Source organism: Mesorhizobium sp. B2-5-4 (assembly GCF_006441095.1).
Classification (GTDB): domain Bacteria; phylum Pseudomonadota; class Alphaproteobacteria; order Rhizobiales; family Rhizobiaceae; genus Mesorhizobium; species Mesorhizobium salmacidum.
Window position 1 is genome coordinate 1 of sequence record NZ_VFUR01000019.1, and the last position, 20,132, is coordinate 20,132.

At 64.7% G+C, this 20,132-nt stretch carries 17 protein-coding genes; 3 read left to right on the plus strand and 14 right to left on the minus strand.

Translation table 11 applies throughout. The annotated features are described in order from the left end of the window. Positions 1–230 precede the first annotated feature (230 nt). From FJ492_RS21700 to FJ492_RS21710, 3 genes are read right to left on the minus strand one after another with little or no spacing between them, the layout of a single operon-like run. Positions 231–1,529, minus strand: coding sequence for an FAD-binding oxidoreductase (locus FJ492_RS21700; RefSeq protein WP_181166718.1), 1,299 nt, complete (start codon positions 1,527–1,529; stop codon positions 231–233). 2 nt (positions 1,530–1,531) lie between these two features. Then, positions 1,532–2,902: a glutamine synthetase family protein gene (locus FJ492_RS21705; protein WP_140772193.1), complete on the minus strand. Its 1,371-nt coding sequence runs from the start codon at positions 2,900–2,902 to the stop codon at positions 1,532–1,534. A gap of 5 nt (positions 2,903–2,907) precedes the next feature. Then, positions 2,908–3,270: a nucleotide disphospho-sugar-binding domain-containing protein gene (locus tag FJ492_RS21710; protein WP_246676081.1), complete on the minus strand. Its 363-nt coding sequence runs from the start codon at positions 3,268–3,270 to the stop codon at positions 2,908–2,910. 366 nt (positions 3,271–3,636) lie between these two features. Between FJ492_RS21710 and FJ492_RS21720 the strand changes: the two genes are divergently transcribed. Further along, positions 3,637–3,924 (plus strand): hypothetical protein, encoded by a 288-nt coding sequence (locus FJ492_RS21720; RefSeq protein WP_140510267.1) that lies wholly within the window; start codon positions 3,637–3,639, stop codon positions 3,922–3,924. Between the two features lie 7 nt (positions 3,925–3,931). Here the strand turns inward: FJ492_RS21720 and FJ492_RS21725 are convergent, their stop codons facing one another. From FJ492_RS21725 to FJ492_RS21750, 6 genes are all read right to left on the minus strand, one after another. Beyond that, a complete protein-coding gene (locus tag FJ492_RS21725; RefSeq protein WP_140772197.1) occupies positions 3,932–4,747 on the minus strand; it encodes a hypothetical protein in 816 nt (271 codons plus the stop codon). A 284-nt stretch (positions 4,748–5,031) separates the two neighbouring features. Beyond that, positions 5,032–5,793, minus strand: a complete 762-nt coding sequence (locus FJ492_RS21730; protein WP_140772199.1) for a glucose 1-dehydrogenase — start codon at positions 5,791–5,793, stop codon at positions 5,032–5,034. 10 nt (positions 5,794–5,803) lie between these two features. Then, positions 5,804–6,616 (minus strand): ABC transporter permease, encoded by an 813-nt coding sequence (locus tag FJ492_RS21735; protein WP_140772201.1) that lies wholly within the window; start codon positions 6,614–6,616, stop codon positions 5,804–5,806. Continuing rightward, entirely contained in the window at positions 6,616–7,479 is an 864-nt protein-coding gene (locus FJ492_RS21740) for an ABC transporter permease (protein WP_140510260.1), read from the minus strand. The genes FJ492_RS21735 and FJ492_RS21740 overlap by 1 nt, the downstream gene beginning before the upstream one ends. A 66-nt stretch (positions 7,480–7,545) precedes the next feature. Continuing rightward, positions 7,546–8,709: a spermidine/putrescine ABC transporter substrate-binding protein gene (locus FJ492_RS21745; RefSeq protein ID WP_027144579.1), complete on the minus strand. Its 1,164-nt coding sequence runs from the start codon at positions 8,707–8,709 to the stop codon at positions 7,546–7,548. Further along, a complete protein-coding gene (locus tag FJ492_RS21750) occupies positions 8,690–9,826 on the minus strand; it encodes an ABC transporter ATP-binding protein (RefSeq protein ID WP_140510256.1) in 1,137 nt (378 codons plus the stop codon). Before FJ492_RS21750 ends, FJ492_RS21745 begins: the two co-directional genes overlap by 20 nt. 116 nt (positions 9,827–9,942) lie before the next feature. Between FJ492_RS21750 and FJ492_RS21755 the strand changes: the two genes are divergently transcribed. Then, a complete protein-coding gene (locus FJ492_RS21755; protein ID WP_140772203.1) occupies positions 9,943–10,755 on the plus strand; it encodes a LuxR C-terminal-related transcriptional regulator in 813 nt (270 codons plus the stop codon). A gap of 17 nt (positions 10,756–10,772) precedes the next feature. On the opposite strand, the gene FJ492_RS21760 is transcribed toward FJ492_RS21755, so the two are convergent. From FJ492_RS21760 to FJ492_RS21780, 5 genes are all read right to left on the minus strand, one after another. Beyond that, on the minus strand, positions 10,773–12,854 hold the full coding sequence (locus FJ492_RS21760) for a 3-hydroxyacyl-CoA dehydrogenase NAD-binding domain-containing protein (RefSeq protein ID WP_140772205.1): 2,082 nt from the start codon (positions 12,852–12,854) through the stop codon (positions 10,773–10,775). A gap of 119 nt (positions 12,855–12,973) precedes the next feature. After that, the gene (locus tag FJ492_RS21765) at positions 12,974–13,921 is read right to left on the minus strand and encodes an ABC transporter permease (RefSeq protein ID WP_140751797.1); all 948 of its coding nucleotides are present in this window, start codon (positions 13,919–13,921) and stop codon (positions 12,974–12,976) included. Between the two features lie 3 nt (positions 13,922–13,924). Beyond that, complete coding sequence (locus tag FJ492_RS21770) at positions 13,925–14,890, minus strand: ABC transporter permease (RefSeq protein WP_246676083.1); 966 nt, start codon at positions 14,888–14,890, stop codon at positions 13,925–13,927. Positions 14,891–14,906: 16 nt separating this feature from the next. Next, complete coding sequence (locus FJ492_RS21775) at positions 14,907–16,427, minus strand: sugar ABC transporter ATP-binding protein (protein ID WP_246676082.1); 1,521 nt, start codon at positions 16,425–16,427, stop codon at positions 14,907–14,909. Between the two features lie 49 nt (positions 16,428–16,476). Continuing rightward, on the minus strand, positions 16,477–17,490 hold the full coding sequence (locus FJ492_RS21780; RefSeq protein ID WP_027144586.1) for an ABC transporter substrate-binding protein: 1,014 nt from the start codon (positions 17,488–17,490) through the stop codon (positions 16,477–16,479). Positions 17,491–17,699: 209 nt separating this feature from the next. Here FJ492_RS21780 and FJ492_RS21785 point away from each other — a divergent pair, with 209 nt between their 5' ends. After that, positions 17,700–20,120 (plus strand): glucan 1,4-alpha-glucosidase, encoded by a 2,421-nt coding sequence (locus FJ492_RS21785; protein ID WP_140772209.1) that lies wholly within the window; start codon positions 17,700–17,702, stop codon positions 20,118–20,120. The last annotated feature ends 12 nt before the right edge of the window (positions 20,121–20,132 follow it).

The following is a 20,132-nucleotide window of genomic DNA, read 5'->3' on the forward strand; positions in this document are numbered from 1 at the left end:
CGCTTCACCGCCATCGCAAATCCCTCCGAGCAATAATCGAAGTGAATCACAATGCCAGAATTGCGCAACAGGCCCACTTGGGGGGAGACCGGATATCACGCCGGCTTTCGCCAAATTCCAACGTTGCAGGACACGGCGGGGCGCCAAAGCTGCCGATCTCCCTGCTCGTGGGGGAGATATCCGGCAGGGCAGAGGCGGCGCCGGCCCGCCAGCTTCTAAATACGCGCCCCTCAATGCTTGAGCCTATCCCGCATCGCGTACCACAGCATTCCCAGCACATAGAGCGGCCCGCGCAAGGCCGTCCCACCTGGGAACGGCATTGGCGTCAGCGTCGAGAACAGGTCGAGCCGCGACGCATCGCCGGTGATCGCTTCGGCGAGCAGCTTGCCCGACAGCGTCGACAGGATGACGCCCTTGCCGGAATAGCCATGCGCGAAATAGACCTCGCCATAGTGCCCGACATGCGGCAGCCGCGACGTCGTCACCGACACCAGCCCGCCCCAGGCGTGGTCGATGCGGCATCCCTTCAACTGCGGGAAGGTGCTTTCCATGTGCGGCCGCACGAAGCCGGCAATGTCGGCCGGCGGTGACGGTGTGTAGCGTTCGCCGCCGCCGAACAGCAGGCGTCCATCCGCCGACATGCGGTAATAGTTGACGACGAAGCGTGTGTCGGACACCGTGACATTGGCGGGGATGACGTTGCGAGCGCCCTCCAGCGGCTCAGTGGCGACGATGTAGTTGCCGACCGGCATGATGCGGCTGTTGACGCGCGGCTCCAGCCCGTTGAGCAGCGCATCGCCCGCCAGCACGACATGTCTGGTACGGACCGATCCCTTTGCCGTCGAAACCCGGATCGACGGCTCCCGCTCCAGCTTCACGGCCACCGAATTCTCGCGGATGGTGACGCCGGCCGCGACGGCCGCGCGGGCAAGGCCGAGCGTGTAGTTCAAGGGATGCATGTGGCCGCCGAGCGGCTCGTACATCGCGCCATGATAAGGCGTATCGACCTTGGCCCGCGCGTCCGCCGCCGAGAGAATCTCGACGTCGCGGAATTTCATCACGCTCTCGAGGCACCTGGCCTCTTCCTCCAAATCCCTGAGGTCGGAGCCGTTGACCGCACCGACCAGATGGCCGGTCAGCCTGAGATCACAATCGATGGCGTTGCGCTCGATGATGTCGAGCACCAGTCCGCGCGCCTCGAAGGCAAGGTCGAACAGCACCTTGGCGCGCTCAGGCCCATAGAGTTTGACCAAACCCTTGGCGCCCTTGCGCAGGCCGGGGATCATCTGGCCGCCATTGCGCCCCGACGCACCCCAACCGATCCTGCCGCCTTCGAGCAGCACGACCTTCAGGCCGCGCTCGGCGGCGTGAAGGGCGGCCGACAGCCCGGTGCAGCCGCCGCCGACGACGACCAGGTCGGCATCGACATCGCCGGCGAGCGCCGGATGGTCCCGCGCCGGATTGGCGGTGGCGACGTAGTAGGATTTGCCGATATCGAGACCGGAATTGAAACCCGTTGAAGATGCCATGATCACACCTTCAGCAACAGGTGGTCGCGTTCCCAGCTCGTCACCACGCTCTGGAACAGGTCGAGCTCGATACTCTTGACGCGCAGATAGGTCTGGAAGAAGTCCTCGCCGAGCAATTCCCGCACCGGGTCGCAGGCGGTGAAGCGGTCGAGCGCTTCCTCCATGGTCTTCGGCAGCGTGCTCCTGATCTTGTAGGCGTTGCCCGAGGCTTCGGCCGAGCGCGCCAGCTTCTGCTCGACGCCGAGATAGCCGGCAAGCAGCGAACCGGCGATCGCCAGATAGGGATTGCAATCGGCGCCCGGCAACCGGTTCTCGACTCGCCTTGCGGCGCGCCCTCCCGCTGGCACGCGCAGCCCGCAGGAGCGGTTGTCATGCGACCACTCGATGTTGGCCGGCGCGCTGTGGTTGGGCCGGATGCGGCGGAACGAGTTCACGTTGGGCGCGAACAGTGGCATGATTTCGGGAATATATTTCTGCAGGCCGCCGATGAAATGGCCGAACATCGTGGTGTCGGCATCGTCAGCGCTGGCGAAAAGCGCGTTGCCGGCCTCGTCGGCGACGGACATGTGCAGGTGCATCGAGCTGCCGGCCTGGGCCGCGATCGGCTTGGCCATGAAGGTCGCATGCATGCCGCATTGCTGCGCGGCCTGCCGCGTAAGCCGCTTGAACAAAAGCACCTGGTCGGCCAGCGGCAGTGCGTCGCCATGCAGCAGGTTGATTTCCAGCTGCGCCGTGCCCGATTCATGGATCAGGGTGTCGAGCGGCAGGCCGGCCGCCGCTGAATAGTCATAGATACGCCGGATCACCGGCTCGAACTCCTCGAGCGCCGCCATGTCATAGGGATGCTGCACGCCCTCGGCCCGGCCATTGGCGCCGAGCGGGGCGGTCAGCGGTCTGTCCGGATCGGGATTGCGCGCGGTGAGGTAGAATTCGAGCTCCGGCGCCACCACCGCGCGCCAGCCGCGCTGGCGGTAGAGATCGAGCACGGCGCGCAGCACATGGCGCGGCGAGGCCATCCACGGCCTGCCGTCCATGTGGAAAGCGTCGGCAAAGACATAGGCCTTGCCAGCGCCAGCGCCCGGGGCCAGGCACAGCGTCGAGACATCGGGCACCATGCGCATGTCGGGGTCCGAATAGGCAAAACCCTCGTCGATAGAGCCGGAATAGCGGCCATCGATGCTGACCAGGAAGGCGCTGCTCGGCAAATAGAGCGCGCGGTCTTCCAGCGCCTTGAGGAATTTGGCCGTCGGCAGCGCCTTGCCGCGCAGCACGCCATTCATGTCGGGCACCAGGCACTCGACCTCATTGATGCCGTGCTGCGTGAGCCAGGCCTTGGGGTCGTTGATTGCGGTATTCGTGTTCTTATCAAGCATTTCGTTCATGTCCGTATCAGGGAGAGTATGGCTTGCGCGGCCACGTCCGTTCCGGGTTTCAGCGCCATCTCGGCTGCATTGTTCCTGAGGCGGGCGCGCATGGCGTCATCGGCCCGCAGGCCGAGAATGGCTCTCTCCAATCCTCCTTCGGTCCAGCCGTCACGGCCGATATGGTCGCCGACGCCGGTCTCTCCGGCGCGTTGCGCATTGTCGTGTCCGTCCCAGCAATAGGGCATGATCAGCGACGGCACGCCGAAACGCAGCGCTTCGCAAAAGCTGTTGTTGCCGCCGTGGTGGATGAACAGGTCCGACTTCGCCACCACCGAGGGCTGCGGAAACCAAGCGTCGAGATAGACATTGTCGGGCACCGCGCGATGCTGGATGAAGGCTGGGCGCCCCGGGCCCGCAAGGCCTGTGCGATGCCGATGCAATTCAGCGCGGCGCCAGAGCCCGTCTTGGAAAACAGCGCCATGGTCGGGCTGGCTTTACGCGTCAATTCATCCTCTTCAATCCGGCCGGCTGATCGCGCCGAACAGTGCGGCCCCGTGCCTGGCCGCCTGCGGTCGCCGGCTGCGAGGCGCAGGTGGACGCGAAACAGATCGGCACCCATTTCATACTTCCGGTTTTCGAGATGGTCGAGTGTATTGAGGTGTTCGCGCAACGATTGCCTCGGCCGGAAGACGCCGTCAGTTGCGGCGGCCCGCCAAAGGACGCCAGCAGCAGATTGGCCGCCATTGTCGCTGACGGTCACGGCGGCCTCGCACAACCGCGCCACCGTCATCTCGCTGCCGGCGAATTCTGGTCGTCGGAGAGTTGGCGACGGCGGCGTCATGCGGAACCTTGATGCCGCGGTCGAGCTGCTCGATGCCGCCGTCGACACGATGCAGGACGAGCGCCGCCATAAGCGCCTTGAACGTGCTGCACATCGCCTTGTCGTTAAACGGGAACGGCTCCAGGAAAAACAATGCCGCCGGGCGAAGCCCAGCGGCATCTTCTTTGACTGGCTACCGCCTTTTCAGTGACGATCCGCTACGGCGTCGTTCCCGCTTGAAGCTTGGCCGCCGTCTGGTCGATCTTGCCGGCAAGGACGCCTTGGGCCCAGGCCGTGACCTCGGCGTCGACAGGCTTGTTGGCCATGTCCGTCAGCGCCGCGTCGAGCGATGCGTCATCGGTGCCGACCGCTGCCGCGGTTGCCGCGGCCGCGGCTTCGTCGGCAGCCGCATTATCGGCGGCGACCACAGCCTGCTGAGCTGTGACATCGGCCTGCAAGGCCGATATCTGCCCAGGTAGGGCCGCCTGCTGTTCGGGTGTCATGGCGTCGATCTCGGCCTGCGACAGCGACGTCAGTGCGCTCAGCTGCGAATTCAGCGCATCCAGCTGGGCCTGGGCAGCGGCAGCCGTGGTGGCAGCCGCCGCAGCCGCGGTCTGCGCATTCTTGGCTTTCGCCGATTGTGTCACGAATGCCTGAATGGCACCGAACTTCTTGCTCTTGGAGTTCATATAGGCGTTGATGTTGCGCTGCAGCGAGTTCAGCCGGCCGAGTTTGGCGTGGATGTTCTTCTGCTTCGACGAGACTTCTGTGTCGACCGTGGTGCTGGCCGTGATGTCCGTTTCCGTCTTGGCTGCCCGTCCCGGTGCCGACGACGACTTGCCGTGCGAAGCGCCGCTGTTGCCGCCACTATTCCCGTGGGTGCCGCTATTGCCGTTGCCCCCGGAATTGCCGTTGCCGCCGCCATTGCCTCCAGCATTGCCGCCGCCGTTGCCATGCCCATTGCCGGCGAGCGCCGGAGACGCCAGAAGCGCCAATGCAGCCAGCGCCGCGAACAGAGTTTTCCGGTTTGTCATGGTAATCTCCTCGGGAATCGCGTTCTCGCCCACCGCTGAACCATCTGCGTATGAGAAATCGCTAATTGTACCCGGTAAACTTTAAACAAATGCGGTCGCAATCCGAGAGCGGGCGCCAAGCCGGAAACGTAAGCCCCTGAAAAGCAAAGGAATTCGCTGCCTTGACTTGCGATGGCACTGAAGTCCCATGCCAGCCAGACCTTGGTCTTGTGCCGTCCGGCGCCACGCGAAACCGCAGGAAAAAGGGGGCTGAATAGGTAGGGCGATAGATAAAAGCAGAGGTCTCAGCCGATGCTTTCACCGCCGTCGATCACCAGCGCCTGGCCGGTCATGAAGGACGATCGGTCTGACACGAGAAACAGGATCGCTTCGGCGATCTCTTCGGCCACGGCCCAGCGCCCCATCGGGATTTTGGTGCGGACATAGGTTTCGATCGCCGCGCGTCCTCCCATCTGGGCGATGAATGGCTCGTTGAAGGGCGTGTCGACCCAGCCCGGGCAGAGCGCGTTGACGCGCACATTGTGCCGGGCATAGTCGAGCGACATCTGCCTGGTCATCGCCACCACGGCATGTTTCGACGTCGCATAGGCGATCATCTCGCGGTCGTAGAAGACGCCCGAATTCGAAGCCGTGTTGAGGATGACGCCGCCCCCTTGCGCGATCATCGACGGCATGACGATCCGGGCCGCGAGGAATTGCGCCCGCACATTGACCCGCCATGAGGCATCCATGCCGTCGGTCTCGACCTCGGTCAGCTTGCCGCCGACCTGGATGCCGGCATGATTGTGCAGGATGTCGATGCGCCCATGCTTTTCCAGCGTACGGGTTATGAGTTGCTCAACAGCCGCGTCCTCGCCGACATCGGTGGCGATAGCCTCGGCCCGGCCGCCCATTGCCCGAATGCCTGAGGCCGTTTGCTCGCCGTTGGCCGCATCCCTGTCGGCGATGACGACCATAGCGCCTTCCCTGCCCATGATCATGGCGCCAGCACGTCCGATGCCGGAGCCGGCGCCGGTCACCACGGCAATGCGGTCTTTGAGGATCATGGAGCGGCTTTCAGTTTGATGGCCTGCGCTGGCGCAGCTGCCATTGGGCAAGCACCACGAGCAGGACGGAAGCGACGAGCACGATGGTCGCGACGGCGTTGATCTCCGGCGTCACGCCGCGCCGGATGGAGGCGAAGACATAGATCGGCAGCGTCGTCTGCGCGCCGGCGACGAAGAAGGCGACGATGAAATCGTCGAAGGAGAAGGTGAAGGCGAGCAGAAAACCGGCGACCACCGCCGGCATGATCTGCGGCAGGACGATCGAGCGGAACGTCGTCAGCGGCGTGGCGTAGAGGTCGCTCGACGCTTCGACCAGATTGCGGTCGAGGCTGCCCAGCCGCGTGCCGACGATCATCGCCACCAGCGCCATCGAGAACAGGCCATGCGCGGCGATGATCGAGCCGTAGCCGAGCGACAGGCGCGGCGGTTGGTCGCCGGGCCAGACTGAGGCGAGGAACGGATTGACGACCGCGAACAGCTGGACAAGCGCGACCAGCGTCGAGATGCCGATGACGACGCCGGGAACAACGATCGCCGCGCCGAGCAATCCGTCGAAGACGGCGCGGGTTCTGACGCCGACACGCGCCAGGCCGAGGGCTGCCGCGGTGCCGAACACCGCCGCCAGAAGGGCGCTGGTGCTGGCAATGAACAGGCTGTTCTTCAGCGCCTCGACCAGGAACGGGTTGGACAGCGCCTTGCCATACCATTGCACGGAGAAGCCGGTGAGCTCGCTGGCATGGTGGCCGGCATTGAAGGAGAACAGCACGACCAGCACGATCGGCAAATAGAGGAAGGCGAAGACGGCAATGACGAAGGCGCGCATCAGATCAGGTCCACCCTGCGGGCGCCCGAGACCCGGGTCGAGATGCGGTTGGCGGCAATCAGCACCACCACCGAAACCAGCACCAGCGTGATCGCGATGGCCGACCCGAATGGCCAGTTGCGCGACTGCAGGAACAGATCGACCAGCGCATTGCCGATGAAGAAGACCTTGCCGCCGCCAAGCAACGTCGGGATCAAATATTCGCCAAGCAGCAGGATCATGACCAGCGAGAAGCCGGTCATCACGCCCGGCAGTGACAGCTTCAGGGTCACGCCCAGAAAGGTTGACAATGGCGTCGCGCCGAGATCGGCGGAGGCTTCCAGCAGCCTCCGGTCGAGCCGCTCGAGGCTGACATAGATCGGCAGGATCATCAGCGGCAGATAGCCGTAGACGATGCCGAGCAGGACGGCGCCCGGCGTGTTGATCAGCCTGACATCCTCAATGCCTGCAAAGGCGAGCAGCGCCGGTATGCCGCGTCCGCCCAGAATGTACATCCAGGCATAGGTCCGCATCAAAAGGCTCGTCCAGAATGGAATGACGACCAGCGCGAGCAGGATCAGCCGCCAGCGCTGCGGCGCCTGCAAGGCGAGGTAATAGGCGACCGGATAGGCAACGAGCAGGCAGGCAAGCGCGCCCACCGGCGCCAGCACCATCGTGTTCCAGAACGCGGTCGCCCGCGCCGGAAGATTGGCGTATTGCGCCAGCGTGAAGGCTGCCTGATAGCCGCCCTCGGGCGCCCGCTCGCCGACGCTGAACACGGCGATGGCGATGAACGGCAGCACCAGGAACACCATCAGCCATGCTGTCGCCGGCGCGAGCAGCAAGGCAGTCAGGAAATTATGCCGAAATCTGTTGCCGTGCATTTGAAAAACCGCCCCGGTACCGGCGGACATGGGCCCGCCGGTCGATTGTCTTTGTTCAGGCCAGTCTCAAGCCGATTTGAAGCGCGCCATCAGTTCGGCGCGGCCCGGATCGGTCAGCGTCGCCGCCGCGCCGAATTCGAGCGGCGTCAACAGGTCCGCCGCCGGATAGAGGATCGGATTGTCGAGCACCTCCTTGGGCAGCAGCTTGTTGACCCGCGCATCGGTCGAAGGCGCGCCATTGGCCAGGTGCTCCTTCACCGCGACCTGCGGGTTCATCAGATAGTTGAGCAGGGCATAGCCGGCAGGCTTGTTCGGCGCGTCTTTCGGGATGGCATAGAAATCGGTCCAGATCTCGCCGCCTTCCTTGCCAAGCACATAGGCGATCTCGGGAATGTCGCGATGCAGCTGCGCACCGTCATTGGTCCAGCACATCGTCATCCACGCGTCGCCCGCGCGCATGCCCGGCTGGTAGTCGGATGATACGGCGAACAGGTGCGGCTTGACCTTCAGCAGCAACTCCTCCGCCTTGGCGAGCTCGTCCTGTTTCAGCGAATTGAACGAATAGCCGTAATATTTCAGCGCATTGCCGATGGTCGTGAGCTGGTAGTCATGCACCATGGTGCGGCTGTCGCCCTCGGCCATGGCGGTATCCCAGAATTCCTTCCAGCTCGTCATCGGCTTGGTGAGCTTCTTGGTGTTCACCGCAAAGCCTGTCGTGCCCCAGTTCTTCGGCACGGCGTAAATAGTGCCATCGATGGTACCCTCGGAGGTGAAGCGCGGATCTTCCTGGGTGCCGTCGAAATTCGGCAGCTTCGCCATCTCCAGCGCCTCGATGATGCCGAGCTTCTTGTAGGTCGAGATGGTATAATTGGTCGGCACGAACAGGCTCCAGCCCGAGGCCCCGGCCTGCAGCTTGGCCAGCATCTCCTCGTTGGAGCCGAACACGTTGACCTCGACGGCGACGCCGGTGTCCTTCTTGAAGTTCTCGAAGGTCTGCGGGTCATGGTAGTTCGGCCAGGTGGCGATCGACATACGGTCGCCAAGGCTTTCGGCGGCGAAAGCCGGCGTCGGCATGATGCCGATCTCGCGCGCCATCACCGCCGTCGCGATGCCAAGGCCGGTGAGGCCGAGGAAGTCGCGGCGGCCGATTGAGCCACGCTTCAGGCGCATCAGTTGGTCGACGAAATTCTCGGGGCTTATCGGCAGTCCGTCACGATATGATTTCGACATGTTTGTTTACCCTCTGGTTGGTCCCGTTGTTCTTGGTTTCCGGAAACGCCAGCGGCGTTCCGGAGGCATAGCCGATGGCGACGGGTTCGCCCGGCTTGAAGAGATTGCCCTGGCCGATCAGGTGATCAGCCTTGGCGAGCAAAGTGCCGATGCCCTGGACCTCGATCGCGTATTCCGCCGTCGAGCCCAGGAAAATCCGGTTGCGAACAACGCCCTTGAGCGGACCGCTTGTCGGAGCGCCAAGGCTGAGTGATTCAGGACGCAGGCTGACCGAGACGGTCTCGCCTTGTTGCAGGGCAGTGCGCTTGCGCGCCGTAATGACGGTGCCGTCCGCCAGCGCCACGCTGACAAGATCACCCGCATGGCCGGCAACCTTGCCGGCAAGAAGATTGGTCTTGCCGACGAAATCGGCCACGAACAGGTCGGCCGGCTCGTCATAGATCTCGCTCGGCTGGCCGAGCTGGACGATGCGCCCGCCATTCATGACGCAGACGAAATCGCTCATCGACAGCGCTTCCTCCTGGTCGTGGGTGACCAGCACGAAGGTGATGCCGATCTCGCGCTGCAGGTTCTGCAGCTCGATCTGCATGTCGGTGCGCAGCTTCTTGTCGAGCGCCGCCAGCGGCTCATCGAGTAACAACACTGCCGGCTTGTTGACCAGCGCGCGCGCCAGCGCGACACGCTGCTGCTGGCCGCCGGACAGTTCGTGGATTTTGCGGCCGCCATAGCCGGCGAGCCGCACCATTTCGAGCGCTTCGCCGGACCGCCGGCCGATCTCGCGCGACGACAGCCGTGGCCTTGCCTGGCGCAGGCCATAGGAAACGTTGGCTTCCACGTCGAGATGGGGGAACAGCGCATATTGCTGGAACACCATATTGACCGGCCGCCGGTAGGGCGGCGTGCCGGCCATGTCCTGGCCGCGGATGAACACCTGGCCCTCGCTCGGCTGCTCGAAGCCACCGATCATGCGCAGGCAAGTCGTCTTGCCGCAGCCGGACGGTCCAAGCAGGGCAACGAAGGCGGACGGTGGCACGGCAAGGTCGATGCCGCTGACCGCGGTCACCGCGCCATAGCGCTTGGTGACGCCGCGAAATTCGATGTCGGGCACTGCGGTCAAGGCTGTGGGCTCCAGCGACAGGACGTGATTTCAAGACGCTACCAGAGCCAATGGCAGCTAGTATATACCTCGCAGGTGGTATATCTGATCTATTTTCTCATTTGAGGGGGTATGGATTGAGTGGATCCCGCAGCGACGAATACAGCCGGCTCGCCACCCTTGTCGCGGCGACGCGGGAGACGAGCGGCGACCTTTTCGGCCAAGCGATGGTCGACTGGCTGCGGCAGCATGTCGGCTTCGACCACTGCGTGATCTTCGGCTATCGCGGCGCCGCGCGCCCGTCGCTGCTGTTCGAGACGTTCACACCGGCCGAAAGCCACGTCTTCGTCGCGCTCTATCAGGAAGGACCCTACCTGCTCGACCCGTTCCATCACGCGGCGGTCGAGCGCAAGGAAGGGTTCTGGCGCATGCGGGAACTCGCGCCTGATCGTTTCTACGCCAGCGAATATTTCCGCTCCTACTACAGCCAGACCAGGCTGGCCGAGGAAGTCGGCTTCTTCGTGCCGCTGCCGGGCAAGGACGCGCTGGTGCTGTCGCTGATGCGGCTCAGCACTTCCGGCCCGTTCGGCACCGCCGATGCCAGGCTGCTGCGCGACATGGCGCCGACCGTGATCAGCTTCATCCGATTGCGCTGGCCTGCCCTTCCCGCCGACGAGCCGGCCGAGACGAAGCAGGACGAGGAAATAGTCGCGGTCAACGAGTTCGACCGCGCCCATATTTGGAAAAGCCTGTCGCTGACGGCGCGCGAAAAACACGTCGTCGACCTTGTGCTGCAGGGACACTCCACCGAGTCGATTGCCAGGGCCATGCGCATCGTGCCGGGAACGGTGAAGGTCCATCGCCGCAACATCTACCGCAAGCTCAAGATCAAGTCGCAGGCCGGCCTTTTCGCCCGCTTCGTCGAGATCATCGACGCGCGGATCCGATGATTCCCGCAGGCCGCTGACTACCCTCGGATCCCGGCTGTTGACCCGGCTTCCCAGGAGCCGGTCTCAGCCATCCGCTTCAGCAAAGGCGCTGGCTTGAAAACATCCTTGCCGGTCCGCTCGTGCCAATATTCGAGCCGCTCGACGATCCTGGCCCCGCCTTCCAGGCCGGCCCAGAACATCGGACCGCCCTTGCCGACGGGAAAGCCGTAGCCATTGACCCAGACGACGTCGATGTCGGAGGCGCGGGCAGCAATCCCTTCCTCCAGTATCTTCGCCCCCTCGTTGACCAGGGGATAGAGGGTGCGCTCGATGAGCTCGTCGGCGCTGATCGTGCGCGGCGCGATGCCCTTCTCGGCTGCCTTGTCACGGATCAGCGCCTCGACCTCGGGATCGGGTACCGGCGTGCGCGAACCGTTCTCGTAGAGATAGAAGCCACGGCCGGTCTTCTGACCGAAACGGCCCTGTTCGCACAGCGTGTCGGCGATGACGGCCGTTAGGCCGCGCGCCTTGCGGTTGCGCCAGCCGATGTCGAGGCCGGCCAGATCGCCCATCTGGAACGGCCCCATCGGCCAGCCGAAATCGGTGAATGCCTTGTCGATCTGGGTGGGAGCCGCGCCCTCCAGCAGCAGCGCTTCCAATTCCGAGCCACGCGCCGCCAGCATGCGGTTGCCGACGAAGCCGTGGCAGACGCCGACGACGACAGCCACCTTGCCGATCCGCCTCGCTAGGTCGACCACGGTCGCCAGCGCATCCGGCGCGGTCTTTTGCGCTCGCACGATCTCCAGCAGTTTCATGACGTTGGCCGGCGAGAAGAAATGCAGGCCGAGCACATCCTGCGGCCGCGATGTCGAGGCGGCGATCTCGTCGACGTCGAGATAGGAGGTGTTGGTGGCAAGGATAGCGCCAGGTTTCGCCACTGCGTCGAGCTTGCCGAAGATTTCTTTCTTGACTGCCATGTCCTCGAACGCCGCCTCGATAATCAGGTCGCAATCCGCGAGATCGGCATGGTCGATCGAGCCTTTGAACTGGCCGAGCCGCTGCCGCTTGGCGTCTTCGCTCAAGGAGCGGCGCGCGACCGAGACGGCATAGTTCTTCTCGATCGTCGCCAGCCCCCGCTGCAACGCTTCCTGGCTGGTTTCCAGCAAGGTGACGGGAAAGCCGCCATTGGCGAAAGCCATGGCGATGCCGCCGCCCATCGTGCCGGCGCCGATAACGCCGACGCGGGCGATCCTGCGCTTGACGACATTGCCGGGAAGCTTGGCCGCCTCGCGTTCTGCGAAGAACAGATGCCGCTGCGCGCGCGACTGGTCGCTGGCGACGAGCTTGACGAACAGCGCCCGCTCCGCCGCCAGCGCCTCGTCGAAGGGCAGCGTGACGGCATTGCGCACCGCCTGTGCACAGGCGATCGGCGCTTCCAGGCCACGCGCCTTCCTGGAAAGGTCCGCTGCCTCGGCATCGAAAGCGGCAAGGTCGGTTTCCTTGAGGGCGTCGTCGCGGTCGCGCACCGGCGTGAACGGACCACCCTTGCGAGCCATTTCGCGGGCGAAATTCACGGCGTGGGTGGTCAGATCGCCCGCGAAGACGGCATCCACCAGACCGGCGCCGTATGCCTCATCGGCACCGATCGGTGTACCGGAAACGATCATCTTCAATGCCTTGGCGGCGCCCACCAGACGCGGCAGCCGCACCGTCCCGCCGCCACCGGGCAGGATGCCGAGCTTCACCTCGGGCAGGCCGAGCTTTGCGCCTTGATCGGCAACGCGGAAATGGCAGCCGAGCGCCAGTTCCAGTCCCCCGCCGAGCGCGGTACCGTGGATGGCGGTGACCGTCGGCTTGGCAATGGCTTCCAGCACCGCCACGATGGCACGCAATTCCGGCTGCTGCATCGGCTTGCCGAATTCGGTGATGTCGGCACCGGCGACAAAGGTCCGGCCGGCGCAAGCAATGACGATTGCCGCGACCGATGCGTCATCGCGCAAAGCGACCAAAGCCTGCATCAGCGGTTCGCGGACGTGGAAACTCAACGCGTTTACCGGCGGATTGTCGATGGTGACGATGACGACGCCACCCTCGTTCGCGACGCTGACAGAACTGGACAAGTGGAGGCCTCCCAAGACCGACTGAGATCGGGGACCGGTTTACAAGGCCACGCCGCGAATGGGAACCGGCTGGTCCAATGGTTGGCGGACAGGCTGCGGTCGCGCCGTGGACGTTGCGGTCAGCGCACCGCCTTCTCGCCGCCCGCAGCCGTGATCACCCCTACGATGATCAGCCCGGTCAGCAAGAGGCGCACGCCGGCGCTGACGCCGAATGTGTTGAGCATGGTGAGCAGCAGCACTAGGAACAGCGCCGCCCCCCAGACGCCGGGCACATTGGCCTTGCCGCCGGCCACCGACGTGCCGCCGATAACGACCACGGCGATCGAAGCGAGCAGGTATTCATTGCCGATGTCGACATTGGCGCCGCGAAAATAGCCGGCGAGCAGCGCGCCGTCGATGCCGCCGAGCGCGCCCGACAGGGTATAGGTGAGAAAACGGATGCGCCCGACCTTGACGCCGGCGAGCCAGGCGGCACGGATGTTCTGGCCGATCGCCAGCACCGAGCGGCCGTAGATCATGCGCTGCAAGGCGATGGCCGCACCGATGGTGAACAGCACGGTGAGGATCGCCAGCACGGGAATGCCGAGCACCTGCCAGTTGGTGAAATCGGCGAAGCCGGGCGGCGGCTTGATCTGCAGCCCGCGCCCATAGCTGATGTCGACCGACTGGATGATGAAGCTCGCCGACAGCGTCGCGATGATCGGCGGGATGCGCAGCGCCCAGATCAAGAGATAGTTGATGACGCCGATCGCGGCACCACAGGCGAGCGCCGCCAGCAGTCCGACCACGATCATGGCATCGCTGCCGCCCATCACCTTCATGGCAACCGCGCTGGCGAGGCCGATATTGGCCGGCAGCGACAGGTCGACATTGCCGGGCCCGAGCGTGATGACGAACATCTGGCCGACGCCGACGATGACGGTGAACACGGCAAGCGACAATGCGGCCGTGACCATGCCGCCGCCGCCATAGCCGCCGGTGAAGGCGATCGTCGCCAGCCACACCAGCAGCGCGCCGACAAACGACCAGATCCAGGGTTTTGTGAGCAGCGTTTTAAGCGAAGCCATCGCTCACCTTTCCCTGCGGCTGATCAGCACGCGCGCCGCCAGCACGATGATCAGGATGGCGCCGTTGGCGGCCACCTGCCAGTCGGGCGGAATGTGCATGAAGGTGAGCAGCGGCGAGGCGGCCAGCGCCAGCGTCAGCGCGCCGATGACAGCACCGATCGGCGAGACCCGGCCGCCGACGAACTCGCCGCCGCCGAGGATGACGCCGGCGATGGCCAGCAGCGTGTAGCCATTGCCGATATTGGCATCCGCCGAGGTGGTGATGCCGATCAGCGCCATGCCCGACAGCACGCCGAAAAGACCGGCCAGCGCGAACAGCACGATCTTGGTCTTGAGCAGCGACCAGCCGGCGCGTCGCAGCGCCGCCGGATTGCCGCCGGACCCGCGCAGGATCACGCCGTAGGAGGTGCGCATCAAACCAAAATGCACGACCGCGGCGATCAGCAGCGCGGCGATGATCGGAAACGGAATGAAGGGCGGCTTGAAGGACATGATCGCCAGCAACCAGTCCGGCGCCTTGCCGCCGGGTTTGGGCAGGACGAGGATGGCTAGCCCCTGCCAGACGAAACTCATGCCGAGCGTCACCACGATCGAGGGCAGGTTGCGCATGTGGATCAGCGCGCCGAGCAGCGCATAAATGCCGATCGACCCGACGAGAATGAGGACGCCGATGAGCGGTGCGTCCTTCAGCCAGGTCGCGGTGACGCAGCCGACAAAGCCGACAAAGGTGCCGATCGAGAGGTCGAGCTCGTTGCCGGCGATGACGAACATCTGCGCGATCGTCGCCAGCGCGATCGGAATCGCCAGGTTCAGCATCAGGCTGAAGCCGAAATAGCTGATGGCGCGCGGGTTGAGCCAGGCGATTGCCGCCAACACCAGCGCCAGCGACAGCGCCGGCAGCAGGCCACGCAACAGCCGCGCCCGCGCCGTCGCATTGCGTGCCGCCGACCCCTTGAAGCCATTGTCCATTGGCGTCGCCGTCATTTCAGGCCGCATCGCCGAAGGAGGACTGGATGATCTTCTCCTCGGTCAGCTCGTCGCGCGTCAAATTGGCGACGATGCGGCCGTTCTTGAAGACATAGATGTGGTCGCAATTGTCGAGCTCTTCCGTTTCGGTCGTGTACCAGAGGAAGGTGCGGCCGCGACCCGCTTCTTCGCGCACGAGGTCGTAGACCTCCAGCTTCGTGCCGATGTCGACGCCGCGCATCGGATCGTCCATCAGCACGATTTCGGCATCGGAGCCCAGTGCGCGGGCAAACAGGGCCTTCTGCTGGTTGCCGCCCGACAGCGAGAAGATGTTGTTGTTCATGTCGGGCGTGCGGATGCCGATCTTCTTCTTCCAGGCATCGGCGAGCTCCGCCTCGCGCCGCGGCGAGATCAGCAACCCGTTGCGCAGACGCCCCAGCGAGCGGATGCCGATATTCCGCGCAATCGACCATTGCGGGAAAATACCGTCCGACTGGCGGTCGCCCGCCACCAGCGCCACCGGCGCCGTGACCTCGATGCCGGCCTTGGCGCGCGCGGCGGCATTAAAGATCCGCAGTAGCAAGTCGGTCTGTCCGTGCCCGGCCAGCCCGGCAAGGCCGATGATCTCACCCGCGCGGGCGACAAGGTCCTTACCGTCAGTCTGCCCGGCGGGCCGCGCCCGGACGCGCAGCGGACTGGCGCCTGGCTTGGCGGCAGCCGCCTGTGCGGCGATCTTCTCGCGCGCCTCGGCTCCGCCCATCACCGTCACCAGCCGATCGCGATCGAAGGCACCAGCCGCGTCCGACGCCACCACCTTGCCGTCGCGCATCACGACGATGCGGTCGGCGTTCCGCAACACTTCACCCAGCACGTGCGAGATCAGGATGCAGCTTTTGCCGCCGGCGACGAAGCGGCGCACGAAAGCCAGCAGCTGGCCGGCCGTGTGCGCGTCGAGCGACGAGGTCGGCTCGTCGAGGATGACCAGGTCGAGCCGGTCCTGTGTCACCGTGAAGGCGCGCGCCACCTCGACCATCTGGCGCCGGCCGATCGAGAGATCGCCGACAATGTCCCAGGCCGAGATGCCGTGGTCCGGGAAGATCTCATCGAGCTTGGCGGCGATCAGCTCGGCCGCCCTGCGCCGCCAGCCGAAGCCGGAGAGCGAAGCATGGTTGATGCGCGTGTTTTCGGCGACGCTGAGATTGGGACAGAGCGAGAGCTCCTGGAACACGCAGCGTATGCCGAGCTGCTGCGCTCGCGACACCGAGTAGTTCTCTTCGATACCGCCATGCACCCCGATCGTCCCGCTGTCGGGCGTCGAGGTGCCGGCCACCATGTGCATCAGCGTCGACTTGCCGGCGCCGTTATGGCCGACGAGGCCGACGCATTCGCCGGATCCGACATGGAAATCCACCCCGCCCAGCGCCCTGACGGCGCCGAAATGCTTTTCGGCACCGTCAAGTCTTACGATGTCAATATTGGCGGCGCCGAATTGCTTTTCGGCGCCGCTCAGTCTGATGACGTCCGTATTGCCTGCAGCCATGCTCAACGATATCCGTTCAGTGGTGCGCGCGGCAACGCGTGTGCGACTTTCACTTGATATTGGCTTTGATCGCCGCGATGGCATCTTCCTGCGTGTATTCGTGGGTGGCGACACCGCCCTCCTTGATCTTCGGCAGGGCCGCCTCGAAATCGTCCTGGGTGAAGGCGAGATACGGCACCAGCAGATCGTGCGGGATGTCCTTGCGGCCATCGAGCACCTGCTGCGCCACCCAGAAGGCGAGCGTCGACACGCCAGGCGCGATCGAGGCCGACCAGGTCTGGTAGCCGTCCTTGTCCTTCTGTTCCTTCCACCACTTCAATTCGTCCTGCCGGTTGCCCATGATGATGGTCGGGCGCGGCTTGTTTGCGGCGGCGAAGGCTTGCGCGGCGCCATAGCCGTCGCCGCCCTGGTCGACGATGCCGACGATGTCGGGCAGCGACGGCAGGATGGTCGCCACCGCCTTCTGCGCCGTGGTCTGGTCCCAGTCACCGGTGACCGAGCCGACTATCTTGAACTCGGGATGGGCGGCAACGCCCTCGAGGATACCGGCATGGATGGCGTCGTCGATCGAAGTGCCGGCCAGGCCTCGGATTTCAAGCAGATTGCCGCCCTTGGGCTGGAACTTGGCCATATGCTCGACTTCCTGCTTGCCCATGTCTTTGAAGTCGACGACGACGCGGTAGGCGCAAGGCTCGGTTACGGTGCCGTCGAAGGAAACGACGGTGATGCCAGCGTCGCAGGCCTGCTTGATGGCGCCGTTGAGCGCATCCGGCGAGGCGGCGTTGATGACGATGGCGTCATAGCCCTGCAGGATCAGGTTCTGCACCTGAGCGGCCTGGGTCGGCACCTCCTTGTCGGCGGTGGTGAAGACATCGGCCGCGCCGACAATCTTGTCGTCGACCGCCTTCTTGGTGACGATGCCGTAGCTGTCGAGCATCGCCTGCCGCCACGAATTGCCGGCGTAATTGTTGGAGAACGCGATCTTCTTGCCGCTGGTGTCGGCCAAAGCCGTACCTGCTGCGAGCACCGCTGCAAGCGTGCTGAGAACCAATAGCTTCTTCATGTGATACTCCTCCCGAGAGTTGCTGATCAGTTTGGTTATCGACGATTTCGCGGTTGCGATCCTGTTTTTTATCTATTGTCAGACAAAAGTGCAGAAGGCCGGCGGGCTGTCAACTGCAATCCGATGTACGCCGGCGATCAACTTGCGGTGCGCTGATTGAAATGGCTCCGGTTGATGGCTAGGCATACGGGCCAGGAGAGCGAACAAGCATGACGCCGACTGTGCCGCCGGGCGCACCGGGAATTCCCGCGCGCTGGACCTCTAGTGCCAAGAGCGGCGTCGGATCGGCGCTTTCGCCGTCCAGTCGCGTCTGGTTCACCATCAGCCACGGCATCCTGAACGAGGTGTACTATCCGCGCGTCGACAGCGCTTGCACGCGCGACCTCGGCCTGATCGTCACCCGCAGGGATGGATATTTCTCCGAGGAGAAGCGGGATGCCGCGCACGGCATCGAGCCGTTCGAAGACGGCGTGCCCGCCTACAGGCTGGCCAACACGGCCGATGACGGCGCCTACCGGATCGAGAAGCGCATTCTGGCCGATCCGGCGCGCCCGACCTTGCTGCAGGAAATCACCTTCAACCCGCTGAAGGGCTCCGTCGCCGACTACCGCGTCTACGCGCTTCTAGCGCCGCATCTGGTCAATGCCGGCATGGGCAACACCGCCTGGGTCGGCGAGTACCAGGGAAAGCCTGTCCTGTTTGCCTCGGGGCGCGGCACCTGCCTGGCGCTGGCCTCGTCGCTGTCCTGGCGGGATTGTTCGGCCGGCTATGTCGGCTTCTCCGACGGTTGGCAGCAATTGAACCATGCCGGCAAGCTCGATCCGGCTTGGCGGCGCGCCGAGGACGGCAATGTAGCGCTGACCGGCGAGATCGGTTTCACCGCCGTCAACACAAAAGCAGTGTTGGCGTTGGGTTTTGGCGCGACTCCAGACGAAGCGGCCGAAAACGCCTTCGCCAGCCTGAAACGGGGTTTTGAACCGACGGCGAAATCCTATGTCGAAAAATGGCGCAAATGGCAGGCGGGGCTGCTGCCACTGGACCGCGACCGCACGCCCGGGGCGCCGGGAGTAAACAGCTACCGCGTCTCCACCGCGATGCTGGCCACCCACCGGTCATCGGCCATGCCGGGCGCGGCGGTGGCCAGCCTGTCGATTCCGTGGGGGTTCGACAAAGGTGACGACGATCTCGGCGGCTATCACCTGGTCTGGCCGCGCGACCTGGTCGAAACGGCGGGCGGCTATCTCGCCGCCGGCGATGCCGCTTCGGCACTGCAGATCCTGGAATACCTCCGCTCCATCCAACAGCCGGACGGCCATTGGCCGCAGAACGCCTGGCTCGACGGCTCCGCCTATTGGCCCGGCATCCAGATGGACGAATGCGCCTTCCCCATGCTGCTGGCCGATGCCCTGCATCGCGCTGGCCACCTGCCGACTGCCAGGCTCAGGGCCTTCCTGCCGATGATTGAGCGCGCGGCGTCCTATGTCGTGCGCAATGGTCCCGTCACCGGCGAGGACCGCTGGGAAGAAGACGCCGGCTACAGCCCGTTCACGCTGGCCGTCGAGATTGCGGCACTGCTTGCCGGCGCCGACCTGCTCGATGCCTGCGGCAAGCCGGACGCGGCAAGCTATCTGCGCGAGACCGCCGACTGCTGGAACGACCAGGTCGAGCGCTGGACTTATGTCACCGGCACCGCCATCTGCAGGGCCGTGGGCGTCGGCGGCTACTACGTCCGCATCGCGCCGCCCGACAGCGCCGATGCCGGCTCGCCGAAGGATGGCTATGTCCCGATCAAGAACCGGCCGCCCGGCGACACGGAACGGCCGGTCGAAGAAATCGTCAGCCCGGACGCACTGGCCCTGGTGCGCTTTGGCCTGAGGGCCGCCGACGATCCGCGCATCGTCGGCACCGTCAAGGCCATCGACGCGCAGTTGCGCTGCGAGCTGCCGCAAGGACCGCTCTGGTACCGCTACAACAGCGACGGCTATGGTGAACACGAGGATGGCTCGCCCTTCGACGGCACCGGCCAGGGCCGGCCGTGGCCGCTGCTCGCCGGCGAACGCGCCCATTACGAGCTGGCGGCTGGGCACAAGGACAAGGCAGCCAGCCTGCTCGATGCGCTGGAACGGTCGGCCGGACCCGGCGGCCTGCTGCCCGAACAGGTCTGGGACGGCGCCGATATTCCTGAGCGCGAACTGTTGTATGGCAAGCCATCAGGCAGCGCCATGCCGCTGGTCTGGGCGCATTCCGAACATATCAAACTGTTGCGCTCGCTGCGCGACGGCGCCGTCTTCGACATGCCGCCGCAAGGCGTGAGGCGCTACATCGAGGACAACGCCGTTTCGCCATTCAGGACATGGCGCTTCAACAACAAGATCCGCGCGCTGCCGGCCGGCAAGACGCTGCGTATCGAATTGCTGGCAGCAGCCACTGTCCACTGGAGCACCGACAGTTGGGCAACCGCCCACGACAGCCAGACGGGGGAGAACGCTTTCGGCATCCACCTTGTCGATCTGCCCACGGCCAGCCTCCCCGGCGGAAGCACGCTGATCTTCACTTTTTTCTGGCCCGGAACCGGCGATTGGGAGAATGTCGACTTCTCCGTCATGTCAGGCGTTCAGGACAGCCAGTAGATCCTTCCTCGA

What these genes read in the sequence shown, in the direction of transcription:
- FJ492_RS21700 (WP_181166718.1), bottom strand. Translation starts at nt 1,529, where the DNA reads ATGGCATCTTCAACGGGTTTCAATTCCGGTCTCGATATCGGCAAATCC.
- FJ492_RS21705 (WP_140772193.1), bottom strand. Translation starts at nt 2,902, where the DNA reads ATGCTTGATAAGAACACGAATACCGCAATCAACGACCCCAAGGCCTGG.
- FJ492_RS21725 (WP_140772197.1), bottom strand. Translation starts at nt 4,747, where the DNA reads ATGACAAACCGGAAAACTCTGTTCGCGGCGCTGGCTGCATTGGCGCTT.
- FJ492_RS21730 (WP_140772199.1), bottom strand. Translation starts at nt 5,793, where the DNA reads ATGATCCTCAAAGACCGCATTGCCGTGGTGACCGGCGCCGGCTCCGGC.
- FJ492_RS21735 (WP_140772201.1), bottom strand. Translation starts at nt 6,616, where the DNA reads ATGCGCGCCTTCGTCATTGCCGTCTTCGCCTTCCTCTATTTGCCGATC.
- FJ492_RS21740 (WP_140510260.1), bottom strand. Translation starts at nt 7,479, where the DNA reads ATGCACGGCAACAGATTTCGGCATAATTTCCTGACTGCCTTGCTGCTC.
- FJ492_RS21745 (WP_027144579.1), bottom strand. Translation starts at nt 8,709, where the DNA reads ATGTCGAAATCATATCGTGACGGACTGCCGATAAGCCCCGAGAATTTC.
- FJ492_RS21765 (WP_140751797.1), bottom strand. Translation starts at nt 13,921, where the DNA reads ATGGCTTCGCTTAAAACGCTGCTCACAAAACCCTGGATCTGGTCGTTT.
- FJ492_RS21770 (WP_246676083.1), bottom strand. Translation starts at nt 14,890, where the DNA reads ATGGACAATGGCTTCAAGGGGTCGGCGGCACGCAATGCGACGGCGCGG.
- FJ492_RS21775 (WP_246676082.1), bottom strand. Translation starts at nt 16,427, where the DNA reads ATGGCTGCAGGCAATACGGACGTCATCAGACTGAGCGGCGCCGAAAAG.
- FJ492_RS21780 (WP_027144586.1), bottom strand. Translation starts at nt 17,490, where the DNA reads ATGAAGAAGCTATTGGTTCTCAGCACGCTTGCAGCGGTGCTCGCAGCA.
- FJ492_RS21785 (WP_140772209.1), top strand. Translation starts at nt 17,700, where the DNA reads ATGACGCCGACTGTGCCGCCGGGCGCACCGGGAATTCCCGCGCGCTGG.